The sequence below is a fragment of the Streptomyces sp. NRRL F-6676 genome (assembly GCF_000725625.1).
Classification (GTDB): domain Bacteria; phylum Actinomycetota; class Actinomycetes; order Streptomycetales; family Streptomycetaceae; genus Streptomyces.
Genome location: NZ_JOHS01000003.1, coordinates 62481 through 85352 on the forward strand (window position 1 = coordinate 62481; position 22872 = coordinate 85352).

Consider the following 22872-nt stretch of genomic DNA (forward strand, 5'->3'; position numbering starts at 1 on the left):
ATGAGGCCAGAGGGCCCCTCGCGGTCAAGAGTGCGTCGGGCACCGGCACGCACGGCCGGGCCCGCGGGGGACGAAACGGTGGGGCGGCGTCCTCGGGAGGGCGCCGGCCGAAACGGCGGGGCCGTGCCCTCAGGACGCCGGCGGCTGTTCCGTCGCGCCGCCCTGCGATGCCTGCCGCGCCGACAGGGCGCCGTTGAAGCGGGTGAGGAGCGCGGTGAACGTGTCCCGCTCCTCGGGGGCCCAGTCGTGCGTCAGTTCGGCCATCAACTGGCGCCGCGACGCGCGGACCTCGCCGAGCCTGGCCTGCCCGCGCGGGGACAGCTGGAGCACCACCGCGCGGCCGTCCTCCGGGTGCGAGGTCCGCTTGACCAGCCCCGTGTCCACCAGCGGGGCCACCTGACGGGTGACGGTGGAGGAGTCGATCCCCATGCTCGCGGCAAGCGCCTTGACGCCCATGGGGCCCTCGCTGTCGAGCCGGTTGAGTAGCAGGTACGCGGCCCGGTCCATGGAGTTGCGCACCTGCCCCACCCCGCCGAGCCGGGTCTGTTCGGCACGGCGCGCGAACACCGCGACCTCGTGTTGCAGCGTGTCCAGGAGACCGGTGTCACCGACGGTCGTCATGTCCATCGACATTTCTGGTGTGGGCATGGCGGGGGCTCACTTCATACAGGGGCGGCTGTGTTGGTCGACAAGGGTACGCGGCCGGGGCGCGAGCCGTACCGGCGCTGCGCGATCCGGTCTCGGCCCGTGGTCGCGCCCGGTGCGGCGGGCCCCGGACTGCGAGACTTGGGGCATGAGGTACAGCACGGCCCGAGCCCTGCCCACGGTGACGCTGGACGACGTGCGCGGCGCGCAGAAGATGCTCTCCGGCATCGCGCGCGTGACCGCGCTGGAGGGCAGCCGGTACCTGTCCCGGCTGGTCGGCGCGCCGGTGCGGCTGAAATGCGAGAACCTGCAACGCACGGGCTCGTTCAAGCTGCGCGGCGCCTATGTGCGCATCGCCGGGCTGCTGCCCGAGGAGCGGGCCGCCGGGGTCGTCGCGGCGAGCGCCGGGAACCACGCGCAGGGGGTGGCGCTGGCCTCCTCGCTGCTCGGCGTGCACTCGACGGTGTTCATGCCGAAGGGCGCCCCGCTGCCGAAGATCAGCGCGACCCGGGAGTACGGCGCCGAGGTCCGCCTGGAGGGCCAGGTGGTGGACGAGACGCTGGCCGCCGCCCAGGAGTACGCCGAGCGGACCGGCGCGGTGCTCATCCACCCGTTCGACCACCCCGACGTCTGCGCGGGTCAGGGCACGCTCGGCCTGGAGATCCTGGAGCAGTGCCCCGAGGTGCGGACGATCGTCGTCGGGGTCGGCGGGGGCGGCCTCGCGGCCGGGATCGCGGTCGCGGTGAAGGCACTGCGGCCGGACGTGCGGGTGGTGGGCGTGCAGGCGGAGGGCGCGGCGGCGTACCCGGTGTCGCTGGCGGCGGGGCGCCCGGTGCCGGTGGCCAACCCGGTGACGATGGCCGACGGGATCAAGGTGGGGCGGCCCGGTGAGGTGCCGTTCCGGATCATTGAGGATCTGGTCGACGAGGTCCGCACGGTCTCCGAGGACGATCTGGCCAAGGCGCTGCTGCTCTGTCTGGAGCGGGCGAAGCTGGTCGTGGAGCCGGCCGGGGCCAGCCCGGTCGCGGCGCTGCTCGCGGAGCCGGGCTCCTTCGAGGGGCCGGTGGTGGCCGTGCTGTCGGGCGGGAACGTCGACCCGCTGCTGATGCAGCGCGTGCTGCGGCACGGCATGGTCGCGGGCGGCCGCTATCTCCAGGTGCGGGTACGGCTGACCGACCGGCCGGGCGCGCTGGCCACGCTTTTGGGGGTGTTGTCAGTGGCGGATGCCAATGTTCTCGATGTGAGCCATGTGCGGACCGATCCCCGGCTCGGGCTCACGGAGGCGGAGGTGGAGCTGCACCTTGAGACCAAGGGACCGGAGCACTGCGCGGAGGTGCAGTCCGCGCTGCGCGAGGCGGGGTACACGGTCGTGGACTGAGGGGCCTGGGCCGAGCGCGGCCGAGTCCGCCGACGGCCGGCCGGACGGCATCGGCGCAGGCGGGAGGGGCGTCCAAGCGGAATACCGGATACCCGTTGTGAGACGCGATACATCGCGTTACTGTGTGTGTCGTGGAGGTGACCGCCGCCCCGCTCCGCCCCCACCCTCGCCCCCGCGCGAAAAGCATTACCGCTCGCGGCCGCCGTCCGGCAAAGTGAGCGCAAAGCGCCCTCAATGGCCGGGCAATACGGCAATGCCAAGTGAAATCCCCGACGACGTGGAGAACTCATATGCCAGGCGCCATCTATGCCGAGGGGCTGGTCAAGACCTTCGGTGACGTAAGAGCTCTGGACGGCGTCGACCTCGATGTCCCGGAAGGCACCGTCCTGGGTCTGCTCGGGCCGAACGGCGCGGGCAAGACCACCGCGGTCCGCTGTCTGACGACCCTGCTGCGCCCCGACAGCGGCAAGGCGGTCGTCGCGGGCATCGACGTGGTCAGGAACCCCGACGCGGTCCGCCGCTCGGTCGGCCTGTCCGGTCAGTTCGCCGCGGTCGACGAGTATCTGACCGGCCGGGAGAACCTCCAGATGGTCGGCCAGCTCTACCAGATGAAGGCCAAGGCGGCCAAGGCGCGGGCCGGGGAGCTGCTGGAGCAGTTCCATCTCGCCGAGGCCGGCGACCGCCCCGCGAAGACGTACTCGGGCGGCATGCGCCGCCGGCTCGACCTCGCCGCCGCGCTGGTCGTCTCGCCGCCCGTGATGTTCATGGACGAGCCCACCACGGGGCTCGACCCGCGCAACCGCCAGCAGCTGTGGGAGGTCATCAAACAGCTCGTCTCCGGCGGGACGACGCTGCTGCTGACCACCCAGTATCTGGAGGAGGCCGACCACCTCGCCCACGACATCGCGGTCGTCGACCACGGCCGGGTCATCGCCCGCGGCACCTCCGACCAGCTCAAGGCCCGCACCGGCGGCGAACGCGTCGAGGTCGTCGTGCACGAACGCGACCACCTGACCACCGCCTCCCAGGTGCTGCACGGCTTCGGCAAGGGCGAGGTCACCACCGACGAGCACATCCGCAGACTCACCGTCCCGGTCACGGGCGGCGCCAAGCTGCTCGCCGAGGTCATCCGCGAGCTGGACGCCCGCGGCATCGAGATCGACGACATCGGACTGCGCCGGCCCACCCTGGACGACGTCTTCCTCTCCCTGACCGGCCACGTGGCCGAGGAGGAGGCGGGCGAGGAGGCCGGCGACGCCGGCGGCCAGGGCGGCGCCGACAGCGCCCGTTCCCGCAGCACCCGCAGGAAGGAAGCCGCCAAGTGAGCGCCGCCACCGAGACCGCGGGGACCGGAGCCCCCCTGAGAACCGGCAGCGCGATCGGCCAGTCCGTCCGGGACTCGCTGGTCGTCGCCCGGAGAAACCTGATCCGCATGGCCCGGATCCCCGAGATGCTGATCTTCGGGCTGATCCAGCCGATCATGTTCGTGGTGCTGTTCACCTATGTGTTCGGCGGCTCGATCCAGGTCGGCTCGTCCACCTCCACCCAGTCCTACCGCGAGTTCCTGATGGCGGGGATCTTCGCCCAGACGGTGACGTTCGCGACCGCGGGCGCCGGCGCGGGCATCGCCGACGACATGCACAAGGGACTCATCGACCGCTTCCGCTCACTGCCCATGGCGCGCGGCGCGGTGCTGACCGGCCGCACCCTCGCCGATCTGGTGCAGTCGGCGCTCACCCTGATAGTGCTCGCGATCGTCGCCGTCCTGGTCGGCTGGCGCACGCACGAGAACCTCGGCAAGGTGCTCGCCGGGTTCGCCCTGCTGCTCCTGCTGGGCTACGCGTTCTCCTGGATCGGCGCGCTCATCGGCCTGTCCGTGCGCACCCCCGAGGCGGCGACGTCCGGCGGGCTCATCTGGCTCTTCCCGCTGACGTTCATCTCGAACGCCTTCGTGGACGCCAACCAGATGCCGGCCTTCCTGCGGCACATCGCGGAGTGGAACCCGTTCAGCGCCAATGTGCAGGCCTGCCGCGAGCTGTTCGGCAATCTGCCGCCGGGCTTCCAGGCGTCCGACGCCTGGCCGATGCAGCACCCGGTGTGGGCGTCGCTGATCTGGTCCGTCGTCATCATCGTCGTCTTCCGCACCCTGGCGGTCCGCAAGTACCGCTCGGCGACGGCCTGAGACGTCCGGACGCACACAGGACCGCCCCCGGCGCCGCGTGGGCGCCGGGGGCGGGTCCGGAAGGGAGATGCGGGCCGGGCCCCGGCAAGGGCCGGCCGCAGGGGGCTCAGCCCTGGTACGGCTCGGCCTTGAGGATCTTCACGGAGGCCTTCTTGCCGTTCGGCAGTTCGTACTCCGCGTCCTCGCCGACCTTGTGGCCGATCACACCGGAGCCCAGCGGGGACTGGGGGGAGTAGGTCTCGATGTCGGCACTGGCGTACTCGCGGGAGGCGAGCAGGAAGGACAGGGTGTCGTCCTCGTCGCCGTCGAAGGCGATGGTCACGACCATGCCGGGGCCGACGGCGCCGTCCGCGGAGGCCTGGGCCTCGCCGACCTGGGCATGCTCCAGGAGCTGGGTCAGCTGGCGCACCCGGAGCTCCTGCTTGCCCTGCTCCTCCTTGGCCGCGTGGTACCCGCCGTTCTCCCGCAGGTCCCCCTCCTCGCGCGCGGCCGCGATCTTCGCGGCGATCTCGGTGCGCGCAGGACCAGTAAGGTACTCAAGCTCGTCCTTGAGCTTGTTGTACGCCTCCTGGGTCAGCCAGGTGACGTTCTCGCTGGTCTCGGTCACAGGTGCTCCTCGTCGGTACTGGGAATACAAAGCATCGCCCTCCCCAGAAGAATGTTCCCTCTCTGGAGGGCGAAACCACGAGCCTAACAATTCCCCGGCCGAAGGGGGAGGACATAAGGCGCGAGAATGTCGTCGCGCCAGGTCAGCGCCCGGGAAAGGGGAGCGGGTCGGCCGCTTCGGGGCGGCGCGGGCGGACGGGGAGCGGTCAGCCGGCGTGGCAGCCGAGGAGTTCCGCGGTGGATCCCTTGGCCGTCGTCCGGAGTGTGACGACGCGGTCGATCCGGGTCTCGTTCCCGTCGAAGCGGAAGTCGGCGCGGCCGACCTCCGTGCCGTCGGCGGACTGGGAGCGCAGCGTGCAGTAGCCGTTCGCGTCCGCGTCCTTGCGCACCTCCAGATGCGCCTGCACCTTCTCGTCCGAGACGGCCTGGAAGGTGATCACCTGGCCGCTGATCTCGTTCTGCCCGACGTAGTGGTAGCCGAGCCAGCCGACCAGGGCGAGCAGGGCCACGCCCAGCACGATTCCGGTGATCTTGAGCTTGTGGTCGGCGCGTTCGTCCGCGGGGCGGCCGTAACGGCCCTCGGGGAGTCGCGTGCTCGCCGTACTCATGATCGTCCTCTCGGCCGTGCCGGGGGCCAAGGTCACGGAACACGCTTCCCGCCGGGCCCGGAATTATTCGCCCCCCGATTCGGTCACTATAGAAGCCTTCGCCCGCAAGCCTGCCGCCGCCCCGGGGGGACGGCCTCCGGGGACGAGAGAACGGACTGCGCTCGCGCACACCGGGCGCCGACTTACGAGGATTGAGTCTTGACTGACCAGCTGCGACTGATGGCCGTGCACGCCCACCCCGACGACGAGTCGAGCAAGGGTGCGGCGACCATGGCGAAGTACGTGTCCGAGGGGGTGGACGTGCTGGTCGTGACCTGCACGGGCGGCGAGCGCGGCTCCATCCTCAACCCCAAGCTCCAGGGGGACGCGTACATCGAGGAGCACATCCACGAGGTGCGCAAGAAGGAGATGGACGAGGCCCGCGAGATCCTCGGCATCAAGCAGGAGTGGCTCGGCTTCGTCGACTCCGGGCTGCCCGAGGGCGACCCGCTGCCGCCGCTGCCCGAGGGCTGCTTCGCCCTGGAGGACGTCGACAAGGCGGCCGGCGAGCTGGTGCGGCAGATCCGGTCGTTCCGCCCGCAGGTCATCACGACGTACGACGAGAACGGGGGCTATCCGCACCCCGACCACATCATGACCCACAAGATCACGATGGTGGCGTTCGAGGGCGCGGCGGACACCGAGAAGTACCCCGAGGCCGAGTACGGCCCGGCGTACCAGCCGGTGAAGCTCTACTACAACCAGGGCTTCAACCGGCAGCGCACCGAGGCGCTGCACCAGGCCATGCTCGACCGCGGCATGGAGTCGCCGTACGGGGACTGGCTGAAGCGGTGGGCGGAGAACGCGCGCCCGGAGCGGACGCTGACCACGCATGTGCCGTGCGCGGACTTCTTCGAGATCCGGGACAAGGCGCTGATCGCGCACGCGACGCAGATCGATCCGGACGGCGGGTGGTTCCGGGTGCCGATGGACCTCCAGAAGGAGGTCTGGCCGACGGAGGAGTACGAGCTGGCGAAGTCGCTCGTGGACACGTCGTTGCCGGAGGACGACCTGTTCGCGGGCGTGCGGTAGCCCTCCGGGGGTTCCGTGGGGCGGGGGCGGCCGCCCCTCCCCGGCGGCCGTGCGGGACGGGGGCGGTGGCCCTGCGGGACGGGTGCGGGGGCGGTTGGGGGACAATGGGGGCATGAGCGCAAGCGTGAGCCTGGCAGTGACGCATCTCGTGCCCCTCGCGGAGGTGGACGAGAACAAGGTCACCCCCGGTGTCCTCGGCTTCATCGTCTTCGCGGTGATGGCTCTGGCGGTGTGGGGGCTGATGAAGTCCATGAGCAAGCAGATGCGGAAGGTGGACTTCGAGGAGTCCCCGGCCGACGGCAAGTCCTCGGCGGAGGGGACGTCCGGAGGGGCCTCGCCGGCGAAAGGGTGACGTCCGGGGGCGCGGCCGGGCGGGTGGCTGCTCGCGCCCGTGCGGCGGTAGCCGCAGAGTGATACAGCCCCGCCACTGGGCGGGTGGCTGCTCGCGCCGGCGCGGCGGTAGCCGCAGCGTGATGCAGCCGCGCGCCCCTCAGCGGGGCGCCGGGACCGGCACGCCCATGACCTCCCGTGCGTGGCGGTCCGGGACCATGCCCAGGGGCCAGGCCTGCCAGGCGGTCTCCAGGCTGACGCCGCGTTCCAGCAGGAGCTGGTACGCGGAGACGTAGTCGTCCAGCTTCGGGTCCCGTAGCGGGTGAGTGGCCCGGGCGAGCTGGGAGAGTTCCTCCTGGGCCACCGCCGTGCCGACCTCCACCCCGCCCGGCGCGGCGTACGGCAGCAGCGTGCAGCGCAGGAAGCGGGCCCAGTCCTCGCCCCGCCGGTCCCCGTACGACGTGAACAGGCCGAGCGCCTCGTCGCACAGCCCGAGCGCGGCCTGGGTCCGCGCGTTGCCCGCGTCGACCACCGCAAGCTCCAAGCACGTCCACGCCTCGCCGTGCGCCACCCCGATGCGCTGGAAGTCGGCCCGCGCGTCGACGAGCAGCTGCCGGGCGAAGCCGGAGTTGCGCAGCGAACCGGTCTGCGCGGCCCGCTGGTCGCGGGTGACCCGCGCCGAGTGGTGCCGCGCGCACGCCAGCCCGTACACGTCCCGCATCCGGGAGAACATCGTGCGCGAGCGCTCCAGCTCGCGCACCGCCCGGTCCAGGTCGCCGGTCTCCTCCAGCGCCTGGCCCAGGTAGTACACGGTCCACGCCTCGCCCCGCGCGTCCTCGTTCTCCCGGTGCCGTACGGCCGCCCGGCGCAGCGCGTCCACCGCCTGCGCGGCCTCGCCGCCGACCAGCAGCGTCCGCGCCAGCTGGGTCAGCGCCCAGGCCTCGCCGCGGCCGTCGCGCGTGCGGCCGTACAGATCGAGGGCGGCCCGCAGCTCCGCCTCCGCGCGGTGCGGGTCGCCCATCCGCAGGGCGAGCTGGCCGAGCTGGTAGTGGGTCCAGGCCTCGCCGTGCACGGAGTCGTTGCGCCGGTGCAGCGTGAGCGCCTCGTCGAGGAGTTCCAGCGCCTCGGCCAGCCGGGAGCGGTCGCGCTCCACCGCCGCCAGCGCGTGCATCGTCCATGCCCGGTCCGCCGCCAGCTCCGGCGCCGCCTGGAGGTCCATCGCCTCGCGCAGCTTCGCCGCCGCCTGCGCCAGCTGCCCCTGGTGGTGCAGCGTGATGCCGAGCGAGCACAGCGCCCGCGCCGCACCGGCGTCGTGGTGCGCCTCCAGGTAGAGGTCCACGACCGACGTCAGGGTGGTCCGGGCCCGGTCCAGCTCGCCGAGCTGACGTGCGGCGATACCGGTGCGCCACTGCACGGACCGCACCAGCAGCCCCTGGCCCACCGACTGCGCCAGCTCGCTGATCTCGCCCAGCCGGTACAGGTCGCCGCGCAGCAGGCAGTAGTCGCACAGCGCGCCGAGGAGGTTCAGCACCGCCGCCTGGTCGACGCCCTCCGCGTGCCGCAGGGCCGCGGTGATGAAGCTCGACTCGTCGTCCAGCCAGTGCAGGGCCGCGTCCAGCGAGACGAAGCCGTGCGAGCCGAAGCGGTCGGAGCGGGTCGACATGTTGCCGTCGACCAGCCGCAGCACCGAGTCGGCGAGCTCCGCGTAGTTCGCGATCAGCCGCTCCTGCGCCGCCGCCCGCTCGGCGGGCTCCTCCTCGTCGGCCAGCCGGGCCGCCGCGAACGCCCGTACGAGGTCGTGCAGCCGGTAGCGGTCGCCGCGGACGTGGTCGAGCAGGCCCGCCCGGGCCAGCGCGGTGAGGTGCCGGGCCGCCTCCTGCTCGTCCGTCGCCAGCAGGGACGCGGCCGCCGCGGCGCCCAGCGAGGCCCGGCCCGCCAGCGCCAGCCGGCGCAGCAGCCGACGGGCGCCGTCGGGCTGGTCGGTGTAGCGCAGCCACAGGGCCCGCTCCACCGGCTCGACGGGCCCGTACGCGCCCAGGTCCGCGGCCAGCCGCTGCGGGGTGCGCGGCCCCAGCGAGGAGCCGGCCAGCCGCAGCGCCAGCGGCAGCCCGCCGCACAGCTCCCGGATCCGCTCCGCCGACTCGGCGTCGTACGGCCCCGAGGGATCCTGCGCGGACGTCTTCAACAGCTCCTCCGCACCGGCCGCGTCCAGCGGTCGCACGGGCAGCTCGTGCACCCACGCGGACAGGTCCGGCGGCAGCGCCAGCGGTTCCCGGGCGGTGACGAGGATCAGGCTCTCGGAGTGCTCCGGGACCAGCGCGCGGACCTGCGCCACGTCGTGCGCGTCGTCCAGGACGATCGTCACCGGCAGGCCCGCCAGATGGCGGTCGTACAGCTCGCCCAGCCGTTTGACCTGCTGGTCCGGTGCCGAGCGCTCCCGGAACAGCAACTGTTCGCGGGGCGCGCCGAGTCGGTTGAGCATGTGCAGCAGCGCCTCGCGGGTGGACAGCGGCGGCTCCTCGGGGCTGTCGCCGCGCAGATCGACGACGCACGCGCCGCGGAACTGGTCGCGCAGGTCGTGCGCGGCGCGCAGCGCCAGCGAGGTGCGGCCCGCGCCGGGGGCGCCGTGCAGGACGACCACGGTGGGCCGGGTCTCGGTGCTCGCGCGGGCCGCGTGCACCCACTGCGCGATCCGCGCGAGTTCCGTGCGCCGGCCCGCGAACCGGTCGACGGGTTCGGGCAGCTGTCCGAAGGACTGGGCGAGCACGTTGCGGCTGCGGGCGGCGGCGCTCTTGTCGCTGCCGCGCAGCCGGGGCGCGGTCCTGTTGGCCGGCCCGGTGGAGGCGGCGAGGACGCGCTGCTGGTCGAGGAACGGGCGGATGCCGCGCACCTCCAGCGCGGTCAGCCACTGGAGCCGGAGCTGTTCCGGGCCGCCGGGCTGGCCGAGCGCGCCCGCCTGGTGGTGGGCGGCGGGCACGTGCGCGGCGCCCACCTTCACGACGGTGGCGGCGGCCCCGACGACCCCGACGGCGACGCCCGCGCCGATCGCGGTGCCGGTGCCCGTGCCGAGGGCGACGTCGGAGACGACGGCGGCGAGGGCGGCGACGCCCGCGACCATCAGGGCGGTGCCGGCACCCGCCTTCGCGTACCGCTGGGCGAACGTCTGCCGGCCGGCCTCCGCGTCGTCCAGGGCGCGGGTGTAGGCCTCGTACTCCTCGGCCGCCGCCCCCGCCATCGCGTCCAGGGCGGTGCGGGCGCGGGACAGCAGGACGCCGCCGTCCGTGCGGCCGCCGGAGCGGCGCACCTCCTCCTCCACGGCCCGGGCCAACAACCGCTCCGCCTCCGCGCGATGCGCGTCCCGCATGCCACGCTCCCCCTGTCGCACCGGCCATCCGCCACCAGTGTCCTTGGCGGACGGCCGGTGCGACAGGGGGCGTGGGGGGTGGGGGCCTCATAGCGCGGGGGTGCGTGCTGTCGAGCGCCTGCGGGCGGGTGGGGGCTTATCGCGCAGTTCGCCGCGCCCCATTCGCCCGGCGGCTTCGTAAGGTGAGGTACGCGGCCCGGTGCCGCGGACGCTCGGTCAGCTCAGCGGAAGGCGCACCTTGTCCAACCGACTCGCCCACGAGACCTCCCCCTACCTCCTCCAGCACGCCGAGAACCCCGTCGACTGGTGGCCCTGGTCCCCGGAGGCCTTCGAGGACGCGCGCCGCCGCGATGTGCCCGTACTTCTCAGCGTCGGCTACAGCAGCTGCCACTGGTGCCACGTCATGGCGCACGAGTCCTTCGAGGACGAGGCGACCGCCGCGTACATGAACGAGCACTTCGTGTCCGTCAAGGTCGACCGCGAGGAGCGTCCGGACGTCGACGCCGTGTACATGGAGGCCGTCCAGGCCGCCACCGGGCACGGCGGATGGCCGATGACCGTCTTCCTCACCCCGGACGCCGAGCCGTTCTACTTCGGGACCTACTTCCCGCCCGCCCCCCGCCACGGCTCGCCCTCCTTCCGGCAGATCCTCCAAGGCGTGCACCAGGCGTGGACGGAGCGCCGGGAGGAGGTCGCCGACGTCGCCGGGAAGATCACCCGGGACCTCGCCGGCCGCGAACTGGCGTACGGCACCGCGCAGGTCCCCGGCGAGCAGGAACTGGCGCAGGCACTGCTCGGGCTCACCCGCGAGTACGACGCGCAGCGCGGCGGCTTCGGCGGGGCGCCGAAGTTCCCGCCGTCGATGGTGCTGGAGTTCCTGCTGCGCCACCACGCCCGCACCGGCTCCGAGGGCGCGCTGCACATGGTGGCGGACACCTGCGAGCGGATGGCCCGCGGCGGCCTCTACGACCAGCTCGGCGGCGGCTTCGCCCGCTACTCCGTCGACCGCGACTGGGTGGTGCCGCACTTCGAGAAGATGCTCTACGACAACGCCCTGCTGTGCCGTGTCTACGCACACCTGTGGCGGTCCACCGGCTCCGGCCTCGCCCGGCGGGTCGCGCTGGAGACCGCCGACTTCATGGTCCGTGAACTGGGCACCGCCGAGGGCGGGTTCGCCTCCGCGCTCGACGCCGACAGCGACGACGGCACGGGCAGGCACGTCGAGGGCGCCTACTACGTGTGGACGCCCGCTCAGCTCGCCGAGGTTCTCGGCGAGGAGGACGCCGAGCTCGCCGCCCGGCACTTCGGCGTCACGGACGAGGGCACCTTCGAGCACGGGCAGTCCGTGCTGCAACTCCCGCAGTCCGACGGCGTGTTCGACGCGGAGCGGATCGCCTCCGTGCGCACCCGGCTGCTCGCCGCGCGGTCCGCGCGCCCCGCCCCCGGCCGCGACGACAAGGTGGTCGCCGCCTGGAACGGGCTCGCGATCGCCGCGCTCGCCGAGACCGGCGCCTACTTCGACCGCCCCGACCTGGTCGACGCCGCGCTCCGCGCCGCCGACCTCCTCGTCCGGCTGCACCTGGACGAGCACGGCCGGCTGGTCCGTACGTCCAAGGACGGACGCGCCGGCGCGCACGCGGGCGTACTGGAGGACTACGCGGACGTCGCCGAGGGCTTCCTCGCGCTGGCGCACGTCACCGGCGAGGGCGTCTGGCTGGAATTCGCCGGGCTGCTCCTCGGCCATGTGCGCACCCGGTTCACCGGCGAGGAGGGCACGCTGTACGACACGGCGGCCGACGCCGAGCGGCTGATCCGCCGGCCGCAGGACCCCACGGACAACGCCACCCCCTCCGGCTGGACCGCCGCCGCGGGCGCCCTGCTGTCGTACGCCGCGCACACCGGGTCCGACGCCCACCGCACCGCCGCGGAGCAGGCGCTCGGCGTGGTGCGCACGCTCGCCCCGCGCGCCCCCCGCTTCATCGGCTGGGGCCTCGCGGTCGCCGAGGCGCTGCTCGACGGCCCGCGCGAGGTGGCGGTCGTCGGCCCGTCCCTGGAGGACGAGGCCACGAGGGCCCTGCACCGCACGGCGCTCCTCGCCACGGCCCCGGGCGCGGTCGTCGCCGCCGGCCCCGAACACGGCGAGGAGTTCCCCCTCCTCGCCGACCGCCCCCTGAAGCAGGGCGCCCCGACCGCCTACGTCTGCCGGGGCTTCGTCTGCGACGCTCCCACCACCGACGTCGACCGCCTGCGCACGGCGCTGGGCGGCTGACCACGGGAGCGGGAGCGAGGGCGGGGAGCCGGGAGCCGGGGGCCAGGGCCCTAACGGGCCCGGTCCGCCGGGCGGTCGTGGGTCAGGGCGCGTTCCACGATGGCCTCCAACTGGTCGTGGTGAGCGCCCTTCCAGTAGGCCCGCCCGCACTCCCGGCACTGCGCGAACACGTCGTACGTGCGCCGCGTGCCGCCTTCGAGCTGTGCGGCGACCTCTTCCTTGGTGGCCGCGCGGAGCAGCCCGTTGCAGGCGGTGCACCGGGTCCACGGGTGCGGCTCGGGCGCGAAGCGGTCGAGGACCTCGCGCAGCTGTTCGTCGGGGCGGGTGCTGTACACGAACGCGCCCGCCCACAGCTCCCTGCGGCGCAGCAGCCCCCGGTCGCGGCTGAGCAGCACACGCCGTTCGGCGGCGGAACGGGCGGCGAGCGCGGGATCGCCGATGTCGAGGGACTCGTACGCCGTGTCGACGCCGAGCAGCCGCAGCCGGCGCGCGAGGGTGCCCAGGTGGACGTCGAGCAGGAAGCGCAAGGGGGCGCCCGGAACACGCTGGGGGCGCGCGACGGGCCGTACGGCGACGGACTCGCCGGCGGCGGGGACGTGCGAGGCCGGGACCTCGCGGCCGTTCACCACCAGCGCGCCGACCTCGGTGAGGGGCACGCCGAGCGACTCGACGACATGGCCGAGCGTGGAGACGCCGTCGGTGACGGCCGTACTCGCGCCGCCGCGCCGTGCGGCGGGGACGAACAGGTGCAGCTCGGGGGCGAACTCGATGTGGATCTCCGGTCCGTTCACCCGGCCAGGATGGCACGGGGGCGGGGGAACGGCCCCGGGATTTTCCGGCGGGCGGCGGCCTCGGAGCACCGGGGCCGGGACGGGGCCGGGGGCGGGGGCGCTCGGCGGGTGCCCGGGCGGAACACCCGGGGAGAGCGCCCGGGTGGAGCGCCCGGGCAGAGCGCCCGGCCGGTGCCGGCCCGCTCGCCCGCATGCGCGAAGGGCCACGGCGTGACGCCGTGGCCCTGTCGTGCGCGGTCGTGCGTGGGTGGGGACGGTCTACGCGTGCTGGTACGCCACCAGGGAGATCCCCACGTAGTGCACGGCGAACGCCGCGAGCGTGAAGGAGTGGAAGACCTCGTGGAAGCCGAACCAGCGCGGTGACGGGTTGGGACGCTTGATGCCGTAGACCACGCCGCCCGCGCTGTAGAGCAGGCCGCCCACGACGACCAGGACCAGGACGGCGATGCCGCCGGTGTGCAGGAAGTCGGGCAGGTAGAAGACGGCCGCCCAGCCCATGGCGAGGTAGCACGGGGTGTACAGCCAGCGTGGGGCGCCGACCCAGAACACCCGGAAGACGATGCCGGCCGCGGCCGCCGCCCAGATGCCCCACAGCAGCCACTGCCCCTTCGCCTCCGGCAGGAGCAGCATGGTCAGCGGCGTGTAGGTGCCCGCGATGATCAGGAAGATGTTGGCGTGGTCCAGGCGGCGCAGTACGCCGTCCATGCGTGGGCTCCAGTTGCCCCGGTGGTACAGCGCGCTCACGCCGAACAGCAGGCAGGCGGTCAGTATGTAGATCCCGCAGGCGATCCGGCCCCGTGGGGAGTCGGCGAGCGCGGTGAGGACCAGGCCGGCGACGAGGACGGTCGGGAACATGCCGAGATGCAGCCAGCCGCGGAGCCTCGGCTTGGCCGGATGGGGAAGGGAGAGCGCCACGGGACCACGGCCGGCGGCGGCCGGCGTATCCGTGGGCGCGTCGGGGACGGGCGCAGTCATGCGGGGCATCGTACCTACGGAACCGTAAGTTACGCGTGAGTCCGGTTCTCGTGCGGACGAAATCCGGACGGCCACCGGTGCCGCACGCGGCCCCCCATGCGGCACGCGGCCACTCCTGCGGGGGCGGCCACCCCCGCAGTATGCGGTCACTCGCACACATGCTCCCACAGGTGTGCACCGCCGGATTCGCGGAACCCATTCCGGACGAGAAGAAACCCGCTCTCAAGTGGCATTGCTCACGCCGCTCAGTTGTGCGGCCCTCTGGACATATGGGCGGCAGAGTCGGATGATCAAATGAGTGCGGTCGGCACCGGATGAGCGCCGAGGGATCGACGCCGTGACGCATCCGGGTCGCAGCCCCCACGGGGCCTCCAATACAAAACCCCTCATCTAGGAGCAATCGTGGCGCGCGACATCGCGGCTCCCACCACCGTTCCCCCCACCGTCCCCACCCGCCATCAGGAACTGATCTCGTGGGTCGACGAGATCGCCGAACTGACGCAGCCGGACAACGTGGTCTGGTGCGACGGCTCCGAGGCCGAGTACGAGCGCCTGTGCGGGGAGCTCGTCGCCAAGGGCACGTTCACCAGGCTCGACCCGATCAAGCGGCCGAATTCCTACTACGCCGCCTCCGACCCCTCGGACGTGGCGCGCGTCGAGGACCGTACGTTCATCTGCTCCGCGAAGGAGGAGGACGCGGGCCCGACCAACCACTGGAAGGACCCCGCCGAGATGCGGGAGATCTTCCGGGGGCGCGACGGCGAGGGGGGCGTGTTCCGCGGCTCCATGCGCGGGCGCACGATGTACGTCGTCCCGTTCTGCATGGGCCCGCTGGGCTCCCCGCTCTCCGCGCTCGGCGTGGAGATCACGGACTCGGCGTACGTCGCCGTCTCCATGCGCACCATGACCCGCATGGGTCAGCCGGTCCTGGAGGAACTCGGCGAGGACGGCTTCTTCGTCAAGGCCGTGCACACCGTCGGCGCCCCGCTGGCCGAGGGCGAGCAGGACGTCCCCTGGCCCTGCAACAGCACCAAGTACATCTCGCACTTCCCCGAGGACCGCGAGATCTGGTCCTACGGCTCCGGATACGGCGGCAACGCGCTGCTCGGCAAGAAGTGCTACGCCCTGCGCATCGCCTCCGTCATGGCCCGCGACGAGGGCTGGCTCGCCGAGCACATGCTGGTGCTGAAGCTGACCCCGCCCACCGGGCAGCCCAAGTACGTCGCCGCCGCCTTCCCCTCGGCCTGCGGCAAGACCAACCTCGCCATGCTGGAGCCGACGATCTCCGGCTGGACGGTGGAGACCATCGGCGACGACATCGCCTGGATGCGGTTCGGCGAGGACGGCCGGCTGTACGCCATCAACCCGGAGGCCGGCTTCTTCGGCGTCGCCCCCGGCACCGGCGAGCACACCAACGCCAACGCGATGAAGACGCTGTGGGGCAACTCCGTCTTCACCAACGTGGCGCTCACCGACGACGGCGACGTGTGGTGGGAGGGGATGACGGAGGAGACGCCGGCCCACCTTACGGACTGGAAGGGCCGGGACTGGACCCCGGACTCCGACGAGCCCGCCGCCCACCCCAACGCCCGCTTCACCACCCCCGCCGCCCAGTGCCCGATCATCGCGCCCGAATGGGAGGACCCCCGGGGCGTACCGATCTCGGCGATCCTCTTCGGCGGCCGGCGTGCCACCGCCGTACCGCTGGTGACGGAGTCCTTCGACTGGAACCACGGCGTCTTCCTCGGCGCGAACGTCGCCTCCGAGAAGACCGCCGCCGCCGAGGGCAAGGTCGGCGAACTGCGCCGCGACCCGTTCGCCATGCTGCCGTTCTGCGGCTACAACATGGGCGACTACATGGGCCACTGGATCGAGGTCGGCGCCGACAAGGACCAGGCGAAGCTCCCGAAGATCTACTACGTCAACTGGTTCCGCAAGAACGACGAGGGCAAGTTCGTCTGGCCCGGGTTCGGCGAGAACGGGCGCGTGCTGAAGTGGATCGTCGAGCGGCTGGAGGGGAAGGCCGACGGCGTCGAGACGCCCATCGGCATCCTGCCGACGAAGGAGTCGCTGGACACCGCCGGGCTCGACCTGTCCGAGGCCGACCTGGAGTTCCTGCTCACGGTCGACAAGGAGGCGTGGCGCGAGGAGGCGGCGCTGGTGCCGGAGCACCTGAACACGTTCGGTGAGCACACCCCGCGGGAGCTGTGGGACCAGTACCGGGCGCTGGTGCGGCGCCTGGGCTGAGCCGCCCGGCCCGACGGACACCAGGCACCGTACGGCGGCCGGGGCGAGCCCGGCCGCCGGGGATACGTCCGCGGCGGGCCGGCCGCGCTCCTCGTCGGCCGGCGCCCGCCACGGCGAAACGGCCCCGCACAATGGCGTGCGGGGCCGCGGGCTTGGGGGGCGGATGCCGGGGGCCGTGAGGCACCCGGCCCGCGCGCCGCTGCGGGGGCGCGCGGACCGGGGCCGCTTTTTTCGGGAGGCGGACCCGCGTCAGTGGGACGCGAGCTGCCGGGGTTCGGTGACGGCCGGTGCCGTCCTGGCCGCGTGCGCGTGGACGTCCATCTGCTCGGCGGAGAGGATCGCGGCGGCCGTGTCCGCGCGGGAGGCGGCGACGACCAGGGCGCGGCCGGCGAGTGCGTGCGCGCGGCGGTGCAGGGCGGTGGCGCGGGCGTGGGTGTCCTGCGCGGCACCGGGCGCCGGTGCGGGCACCGCGGCACGGGCCGGCGGGCCGCCGCCGCGCAGCCGTCCCACCTGCGTGGCGACCCGCTCGGCGGACTCGTCCAGCGCGGGGGAGGGGACGAGGGCGCGGAGCTCGTCGGTCACCGCGAGCAGTGCGGCGAGGTGACCGGCGAGCTGGATGTCCAACTCCTCCTCCCGCGAACGGTGCGGGAAGTCGGAGGGGGCGCCGGCCATCGTGTGGACCGACTTGGTGCGGATCGGTTCGTACATGGGGGATGGCCTCCTGTGCCTGCGAGATGCCATCCTAGCTTAGATCGGGTCTAAGGTTGAGCGAATCCAGGAAGTAACTGGTGAGGGGTGCACGGGGACTGGGACGGCGCTACGTTTCGACCTCACGAGTGATGAGCGACAACAGGGGGATCGGATGTTGCCCGAGGCGTTGACGGCGCTGGCCGCGGCAGGGGGTTCCGCAGTGGTGCAGGCGGCCGGGAGCGATATGTGGGAAGGGCTGCGCAGCCGGCTGGCGCGGTGGTTCGGGCGCGGTGACGCCGAGCGGGAGCGCGGAGAACTGGAGCGGCTGGACCAGAGCGCGGTTGATCTCGCCGGGGCCGGGGCCGGGGCCGGGGCCGGGGCCGGGGCCGGGGCCGGCGCGGCCGAACGGATCCGCATGCGCCAGGAGGCTGCGTGGCAGACCCGTATCGAGACGTTGTTCGAGAACTTGGCGGACGACGATCAGCGTTCCCGGGCCGCTGTCGAACTGCGGCAACTGTTGGAAGAAGCCGCTCCCGCGACGACCGGCGACGCAGGGTTGGTGTCCGGTAACACATTCAACGGTCCCACCGCCTTCCAGGCCGGTGAGCACAATCGGCAGGATGTCCGCTTCGACTTCCGGCCATGACCACGCCCAGCGACGGCACCGTGGGCAGAGGCGGTGTACAGGGCAGTACCTTCCACGGCCCCGCGGCGTTACTCGTCGGCCAGGGCACCCAACACGTCCAGTTCGTCCATCAGTGGAAGCCCGCCTACCGGATCGAGGACTTCCCCGCCGAGCCGCGGGACCTGTCCACCCGCATGCTGGCCGAGCAGCCTTCCAGGCTGCTGCGCGCAGCGCACCAGGTGGTGCCCTTCACCGGTCGCCGCCACGATCTCGACCGGCTGACGGACTGGCGTGAGGATCCGGCCACCAGACTGGGCGTCAGGCTGTTGCACGGGCCCGGTGGACAGGGGAAGACCCGGCTGGCCGCTCACTTCGCCGAGCTGAGCCGCAGGGCGGGATGGACGGTGTGGCAGGCGGTCCTCAACGAGGCCGAGGCCGAGCCCGTGGACACCGGCCCACTTCCCCGAGCCGCGGTCGGCATCCTGCTGGTGGTCGACTACGCCGAACGCTGGCCCATGTCCGACCTGCACCGGCTGCTGCGGGAGCCGCTGCCGCACCGCACCCGCCTTCCGGTGCGAGTCCTGTTGCTCGCCCGGCCGGCAGGCATCTGGTGGGAGAGCCTGGAGACGTGGATCGGCGACACGCTCGACGTACCGGCCGACACGCATCCCCTGTCGCCCCTGGCGCAGGACGCCTCCGAGCGCGTCGCCCGGTTCAACGAGGCCCGCGACCACTTCGCCGAGCATCTGGGCCTCCCCTCCGAGGAGGCCGGCCAGATCAGGCCGCCCGTGGATCTCGGGACGGACGAGGACTACGCCCAGGTACTGACGGTTCACATCGCCGCTCTGGCCGCCGTCGACGCCCACCTGCACCACGACATCGCCCCCGTCGACCCGGCCCGTGCCTCCGCCTACCTCCTCAAGCGTGAACGCGCCCACTGGGGCGCTCTGCACCGGCGCTCGTCCTCACCCTTGACCACCACGCCGGAAGCCATGGGACGCACCGTGCTGACCGCCACCCTCACCCGCTCCCTGGCCCGTTCCCACGGTCAGAACGCCCTTCACCGGGTCGGTCTCGCCGACTCCGTCGCCGACGCCAACACCCTCCTGGACGACCACCGTTTCTGTTACCCCTCGCCGCACGGCAGCGCCGCCCGCACCGCCATCGTGCTGGAACCGCTCCATCCCGACCGTCTCGGCGAGGATTTCCTCGGCCTGAGCACCCCCGCCGATCCGCACGACTCCGCCGGCACCCACCCGGTGTCCGGGGCGGTCACCGACGACTGGGCGCACGGAGTCGCCGCACGCCTCCTCGCGCCCACGGGTACCGTCGAGCCGTGGACGCGCGACGCGCTGACCGTGCTGATCGAGACTGCTCGCCGTTGGCCCCACATCGCCACCGGCCAGCTCCGCCCCCTGCTGCTCGACCACCCGGAACTGGCGTTGCGGGCGGGCGGTACGGCGCTGGTCGCGCTGGCCGACCTCGACGCCCTCGACATCACCGTTCTGGAGGCCATCGAGCCGCATCTCCCCAGCGGCCGGCACGCGGACCTCGACGTCGGCATCGCCGCCGTCGTCGCGCGTGTGGCCCGTCACCGCCTGGCCACCGACAACGACCCCGTCGCCCGCGCTCACACCCAGGACACCCTCGCGGTACGGCGGCATCACGCCGGGCTGCGCGACGAAGCGCTCGTCTCGGGCCGGCACGCCGTGCGGGCCTGGCGCGACCTCACCCGCGCCGACGCCGCGCACCGGCCGAGCCTCGCCGGCTCGTTGTGCGACCTCGGTGCCTATCTGTCGGCGGTGGGGCGGCGCGCGGAGGCCCTGTCCGCCGTCGAGGAGGCGGTGGAGATCTGGCGCCGGCTGGTGGCCGACGACCCGGTCGCCCACGAGCCCGGCCTCGCCCTCTCCCTGTCCGCCCTGGCCCATCGGTTGTTCGACAGGGGGCGGCGGTCGGAGGCTCTGTCCGCCATCGAGAAGGCGGTGGAGATCCGGCGCCGGCTGGTGCGGGAGAACCCGGTGGCCCACGAGCCGGCGCTCGCGGCCTCGCTGTCCAGCCTCGGGGCTTCGCTGTCGGACGTGGGGCGGCGACACGAAGCCCTGGCCGTGACCGAGGAGGCGGTGGAGATCCTGCGTCGACTGAAGGCGAATGATCCGGCCGTCTACGGGCCCGACCTCGCCGATGCGTTGTCCAATCTCGGCAACCGGTTGTCGGCTGTGGGGCGGGAAGCGGAGGCCGTGTCCGCGATCGAGGAAGCGGTCACGGCTTACCGCCGGCTGGTGGCGGCCAATCCGGCGGCCTACGAGGCCGACCTCGCCCTGGCGTTGTCGAACCTCGGTCCCCTGCTGCTGAAGGCGGGTCGGCAGCGGGAGGCCATGTCCGTCACCGAGGAGGCGGTGGGTGTCCGGCGCCGGCTGGCGGAGCAGAACCCGGCGGCGTACGAGTCCGATCTCGCCGCCTCGTTGTCCAACCTCGGCAGCCTGCTGTCCGAGACGGAGCGATGGCAGGAGGCGCTGGCACCGGAGCAGGAAGCGGTGGGCATCCGGCGCCGGCTGGCGGAGGAGGACCCGGCGGCCCACGAACCCGGCCTCGCTGTCTCGCTGTCCAACCTCGGCGTCCAGTTGCTGAGGGTGGGGCGGGGGCAGGAGGCCCTGTCCGTCAGTGGGGAGGCGGTGGAGATCCGACGCCGGCTGGCGGAGGACGGCCCGGCTGCCTACGACCCCGATCTCGCTGCCTCGTTGACCAACCTCGGCACCGTGTTGTCCGAGACCGGGCGGCGGCAGGAGGCCCTGTCCGCGAGGGAGGAAGCGGTCGGGGTCCACCGGCGACTGGCGCTGGGCGATCCGGCGACCCATGAACCCGTCCTCACCGTGTCGTTGACCGCCCTCGGTGTCCTGTTGGGCCAGTTGGGACGATGGGAAGAGGCGATTGCCGCGGAGTGCGAGGCGGTGGACATCCGGCGTCGGCTGGCGGTGGGCGAACCGGCGATGTACGAGCCCGATCTCGCCGTCTCGTTGTTCAACCTCGGTGTATCCCTGCGCGAAGCGGGGCGGCAGCCGGAGGCCCTGTCCGCCACTGAGGAGGCGGTGGACATCCGGCGTCGGCTGGTGCGGGAGAGCCCGGCAGCCCATGAGTCCGATCTCGCAGGCTCGTTGCGCAACCTCGGAGCCTTGTCGGCGGCGGTGGGGCGGCGAGGGGAAGCCCTGTCCGCCACCGAGGAAGCCGTTGCGATGCACCGTCGGCCGGCGGCGGCCGACCCGGCGGCCCACGAGTCCGATCTCGTCGATTCGTTGTCCAACCTGGGCAGCCTGCTGTACGAGGCGGGACGGCGTCGCGAAGCATTGTCCGTGCTGGCGGAAGCCGTCGCGGTCAGCCGACGGCTGGCGCTGGGGAACCCGGCTGCCTACGAACCCGTTCTGGCGCGCTCACTCTTTGCCTGGGCCCAGGTGAGTCATGCGGCGCGGCAGGGTGCATCCGCAGCCTTGCGGGCGACGGCGGAGGCGGTGGAGATCTACCGCAGGCATGCCGCGGCAGGGCTTGGACGTTTCCCTGTGCCGCTCGGCTCAGTGCTGGATCTACAGGCGCGCCTGCTCCTGGGGCTGGGACGTCCGAGGGAGGCCGAGGCCATCCGGCGCTGGATCGAAGCGAACGGCGAGACCACCGGAGCACGGCCTGCGTAGAGCCTGTCCAGGCGCCGCTCGGAGGCCGGCCTCGCGCGCGCTGCCGTTCCGGGCGGGCGACCCCGCCTCACACCTGTCCGTAGCCGTCCAGGAAGTGGCCGATGCGGGTGATCGCCGATGTCAGGTCGGCGACCGTGGGGAGGGTCACCACGCGGAAGTGGTCCGGGTCGGGCCAGTTGAAGCCCGTGCCGTGCACCACCATGATCTTCTCCCGGCGCAGCAGCTCGAGGACCATCCGCCGGTCGTCCTTGATCTTGAAGACCTTGGGGTCGAGGCGCGGGAACAGATACAGCGCCCCCTTCGGCTTGACGCACGTCACGCCGGGGATCCGCGTCAGCAGTTCATGGGCGACGTCCCGCTGCTCTTTGAGCCGCCCGCCCGGCAGCACCAGGTCCTGGATCGTCTGCCGTCCGCTCAGCGCGGCGACCACCCCGTGCTGCCCCGGCATGTTCGCGCACAACCGCATGTTCGCCAGGATCGTCAGCCCCTCGATGTACGAGTCGGCGTGGGCGCGCGGGCCGGAGATCGCCATCCAGCCCACCCGGTACCCCGCCACCCGGTACGCCTTCGACATCCCGTTGAACGTCAGCGTCAGCAGATCCGGCGCGACCGACGCGGTCGGCGTGTGCGTGGCCCCGTCGTAGAGGATCTTGTCGTAGATCTCGTCCGAGCAGACCAGCAGGTTGTGCCGGCGCGCGATGTCGGTGAGCCCCTTGAGCACCGACGGGTCGTACACCGCGCCGGTCGGGTTGTTGGGGTTGATGATGACGATCGCCTTGGTGCGGTCGCTGACCTTGCGCTCGATGTCGGCGAGGTCCGGCATCCAGTCGGACTGCTCGTCGCACCGGTAGTGCACCGCGGTGCCGCCGGACAGCGACACCGCCGCCGTCCACAGCGGGTAGTCGGGGGCCGGGACGAGGACCTCGTCGCCGTCGTCCAGCAGCGCCTGCATCGCCATGACGATCAGCTCGGAGACGCCGTTGCCGATGAAGACGTGCTCGACGTCCGTCTCGATGCCGAGGGTCTGGTTGTGCATGACGACCGCCCGGCGCGCGGCCAGCAGACCCTTGGCGTCGCCGTAGCCGTGCGCCGTGGAGACGTTGCGCAGGACGTCCTCGAGGATCTCCTGCGGGCACTCGAAGCCGAAGGCGGCCGGGTTGCCGGTGTTCAGCTTGAGGATGCGGTGACCCGCCGCTTCCAGCCGCATCGCCTCCTCGAGAACCGGGCCCCGGATCTCGTAGCCGACGTTGGCGAGCTTCGTGGACTGGATCACCTGCATGTCCGTGAGCTTACGGCCGCGTCCGCGGGTGCGCGTCGTGTTTCCCACCACATGGGTCCCGTACGGCGCTGACCCGCTTTGCTCCCTATGTCACCCACCCCTGCCCCAACCGCCCCACGCGCCCCTACAATG

General features: G+C 72.6%; 17 protein-coding genes. 9 read left to right on the plus strand and 8 right to left on the minus strand.

Translation table 11 applies throughout. From position 1 onward, the window contains the following. Positions 1-129: 129 nt before the first annotated feature. Positions 130-633: a MarR family winged helix-turn-helix transcriptional regulator gene (locus tag IO29_RS03670; protein ID WP_030378889.1), complete on the minus strand. Its 504-nt coding sequence runs from the start codon at positions 631-633 to the stop codon at positions 130-132. Positions 634-793: 160 nt separating this feature from the next. On the opposite strand from IO29_RS03670, the gene ilvA reads away from it, so the two are divergent. From ilvA to IO29_RS03685, 3 genes are all read left to right on the plus strand, one after another. Next, positions 794-2023, plus strand: a complete 1230-nt coding sequence (gene ilvA / locus IO29_RS03675; RefSeq protein ID WP_030378888.1) for a threonine ammonia-lyase — start codon at positions 794-796, stop codon at positions 2021-2023. 290 nt (positions 2024-2313) lie between these two features. Beyond that, the gene (locus IO29_RS03680) at positions 2314-3348 is read left to right on the plus strand and encodes a daunorubicin resistance protein DrrA family ABC transporter ATP-binding protein (protein WP_030378887.1); all 1035 of its coding nucleotides are present in this window, start codon (positions 2314-2316) and stop codon (positions 3346-3348) included. Further along, positions 3345-4205: an ABC transporter permease gene (locus IO29_RS03685; RefSeq protein WP_030378886.1), complete on the plus strand. Its 861-nt coding sequence runs from the start codon at positions 3345-3347 to the stop codon at positions 4203-4205. Before IO29_RS03680 ends, IO29_RS03685 begins: the two co-directional genes overlap by 4 nt. Before the next feature lie 106 nt (positions 4206-4311). On the opposite strand, the gene greA is transcribed toward IO29_RS03685, so the two are convergent. After that, a complete protein-coding gene (gene greA, locus IO29_RS03690) occupies positions 4312-4812 on the minus strand; it encodes a transcription elongation factor GreA (protein WP_030378885.1) in 501 nt (166 codons plus the stop codon). Positions 4813-5017: 205 nt separating this feature from the next. Next, positions 5018-5419: a DUF4307 domain-containing protein gene (locus IO29_RS03695; RefSeq protein ID WP_030378884.1), complete on the minus strand. Its 402-nt coding sequence runs from the start codon at positions 5417-5419 to the stop codon at positions 5018-5020. Between the two features lie 198 nt (positions 5420-5617). Here IO29_RS03695 and mca point away from each other — a divergent pair, with 198 nt between their 5' ends. Then, positions 5618-6490, plus strand: a complete 873-nt coding sequence (gene mca, locus IO29_RS03700; RefSeq protein ID WP_078618185.1) for a mycothiol conjugate amidase Mca — start codon at positions 5618-5620, stop codon at positions 6488-6490. 112 nt (positions 6491-6602) lie between these two features. Then, complete coding sequence (locus tag IO29_RS03705) at positions 6603-6842, plus strand: hypothetical protein (RefSeq protein WP_030378882.1); 240 nt, start codon at positions 6603-6605, stop codon at positions 6840-6842. Positions 6843-6980: 138 nt separating this feature from the next. On the opposite strand, the gene IO29_RS03710 is transcribed toward IO29_RS03705, so the two are convergent. Beyond that, positions 6981-10184, minus strand: coding sequence for a tetratricopeptide repeat protein (locus tag IO29_RS03710; RefSeq protein WP_030378881.1), 3204 nt, complete (start codon positions 10182-10184; stop codon positions 6981-6983). A gap of 238 nt (positions 10185-10422) precedes the next feature. Between IO29_RS03710 and IO29_RS03715 the strand changes: the two genes are divergently transcribed. Then, complete coding sequence (locus IO29_RS03715; RefSeq protein ID WP_030378880.1) at positions 10423-12453, plus strand: thioredoxin domain-containing protein; 2031 nt, start codon at positions 10423-10425, stop codon at positions 12451-12453. Positions 12454-12503: 50 nt separating this feature from the next. On the opposite strand, the gene IO29_RS03720 is transcribed toward IO29_RS03715, so the two are convergent. Both IO29_RS03720 and trhA read right to left on the minus strand, forming a co-directional pair. Next, a complete protein-coding gene (locus IO29_RS03720) occupies positions 12504-13244 on the minus strand; it encodes a Mut7-C RNAse domain-containing protein (RefSeq protein WP_030378879.1) in 741 nt (246 codons plus the stop codon). A 258-nt stretch (positions 13245-13502) separates the two neighbouring features. Then, entirely contained in the window at positions 13503-14219 is a 717-nt protein-coding gene (gene trhA, locus IO29_RS03725; protein WP_030378878.1) for a PAQR family membrane homeostasis protein TrhA, read from the minus strand. A 402-nt stretch (positions 14220-14621) separates the two neighbouring features. On the opposite strand from trhA, the gene IO29_RS03730 reads away from it, so the two are divergent. Beyond that, positions 14622-16466: a phosphoenolpyruvate carboxykinase (GTP) gene (locus IO29_RS03730; RefSeq protein ID WP_030378877.1), complete on the plus strand. Its 1845-nt coding sequence runs from the start codon at positions 14622-14624 to the stop codon at positions 16464-16466. A 249-nt stretch (positions 16467-16715) separates the two neighbouring features. Here the strand turns inward: IO29_RS03730 and IO29_RS03735 are convergent, their stop codons facing one another. Further along, positions 16716-17174 (minus strand): SCO4983 family protein, encoded by a 459-nt coding sequence (locus IO29_RS03735; RefSeq protein ID WP_030378876.1) that lies wholly within the window; start codon positions 17172-17174, stop codon positions 16716-16718. A gap of 154 nt (positions 17175-17328) precedes the next feature. Between IO29_RS03735 and IO29_RS38375 the strand changes: the two genes are divergently transcribed. Then, the gene (locus IO29_RS38375) at positions 17329-17802 is read left to right on the plus strand and encodes a hypothetical protein (RefSeq protein WP_051707584.1); all 474 of its coding nucleotides are present in this window, start codon (positions 17329-17331) and stop codon (positions 17800-17802) included. Then, entirely contained in the window at positions 17799-21461 is a 3663-nt protein-coding gene (locus IO29_RS03745) for a tetratricopeptide repeat protein (RefSeq protein ID WP_051707585.1), read from the plus strand. Before IO29_RS38375 ends, IO29_RS03745 begins: the two co-directional genes overlap by 4 nt. A gap of 67 nt (positions 21462-21528) precedes the next feature. On the opposite strand, the gene IO29_RS03750 is transcribed toward IO29_RS03745, so the two are convergent. Further along, positions 21529-22740, minus strand: a complete 1212-nt coding sequence (locus IO29_RS03750) for a pyridoxal phosphate-dependent aminotransferase (RefSeq protein ID WP_030378874.1) — start codon at positions 22738-22740, stop codon at positions 21529-21531. Positions 22741-22872 lie beyond the last annotated feature (132 nt).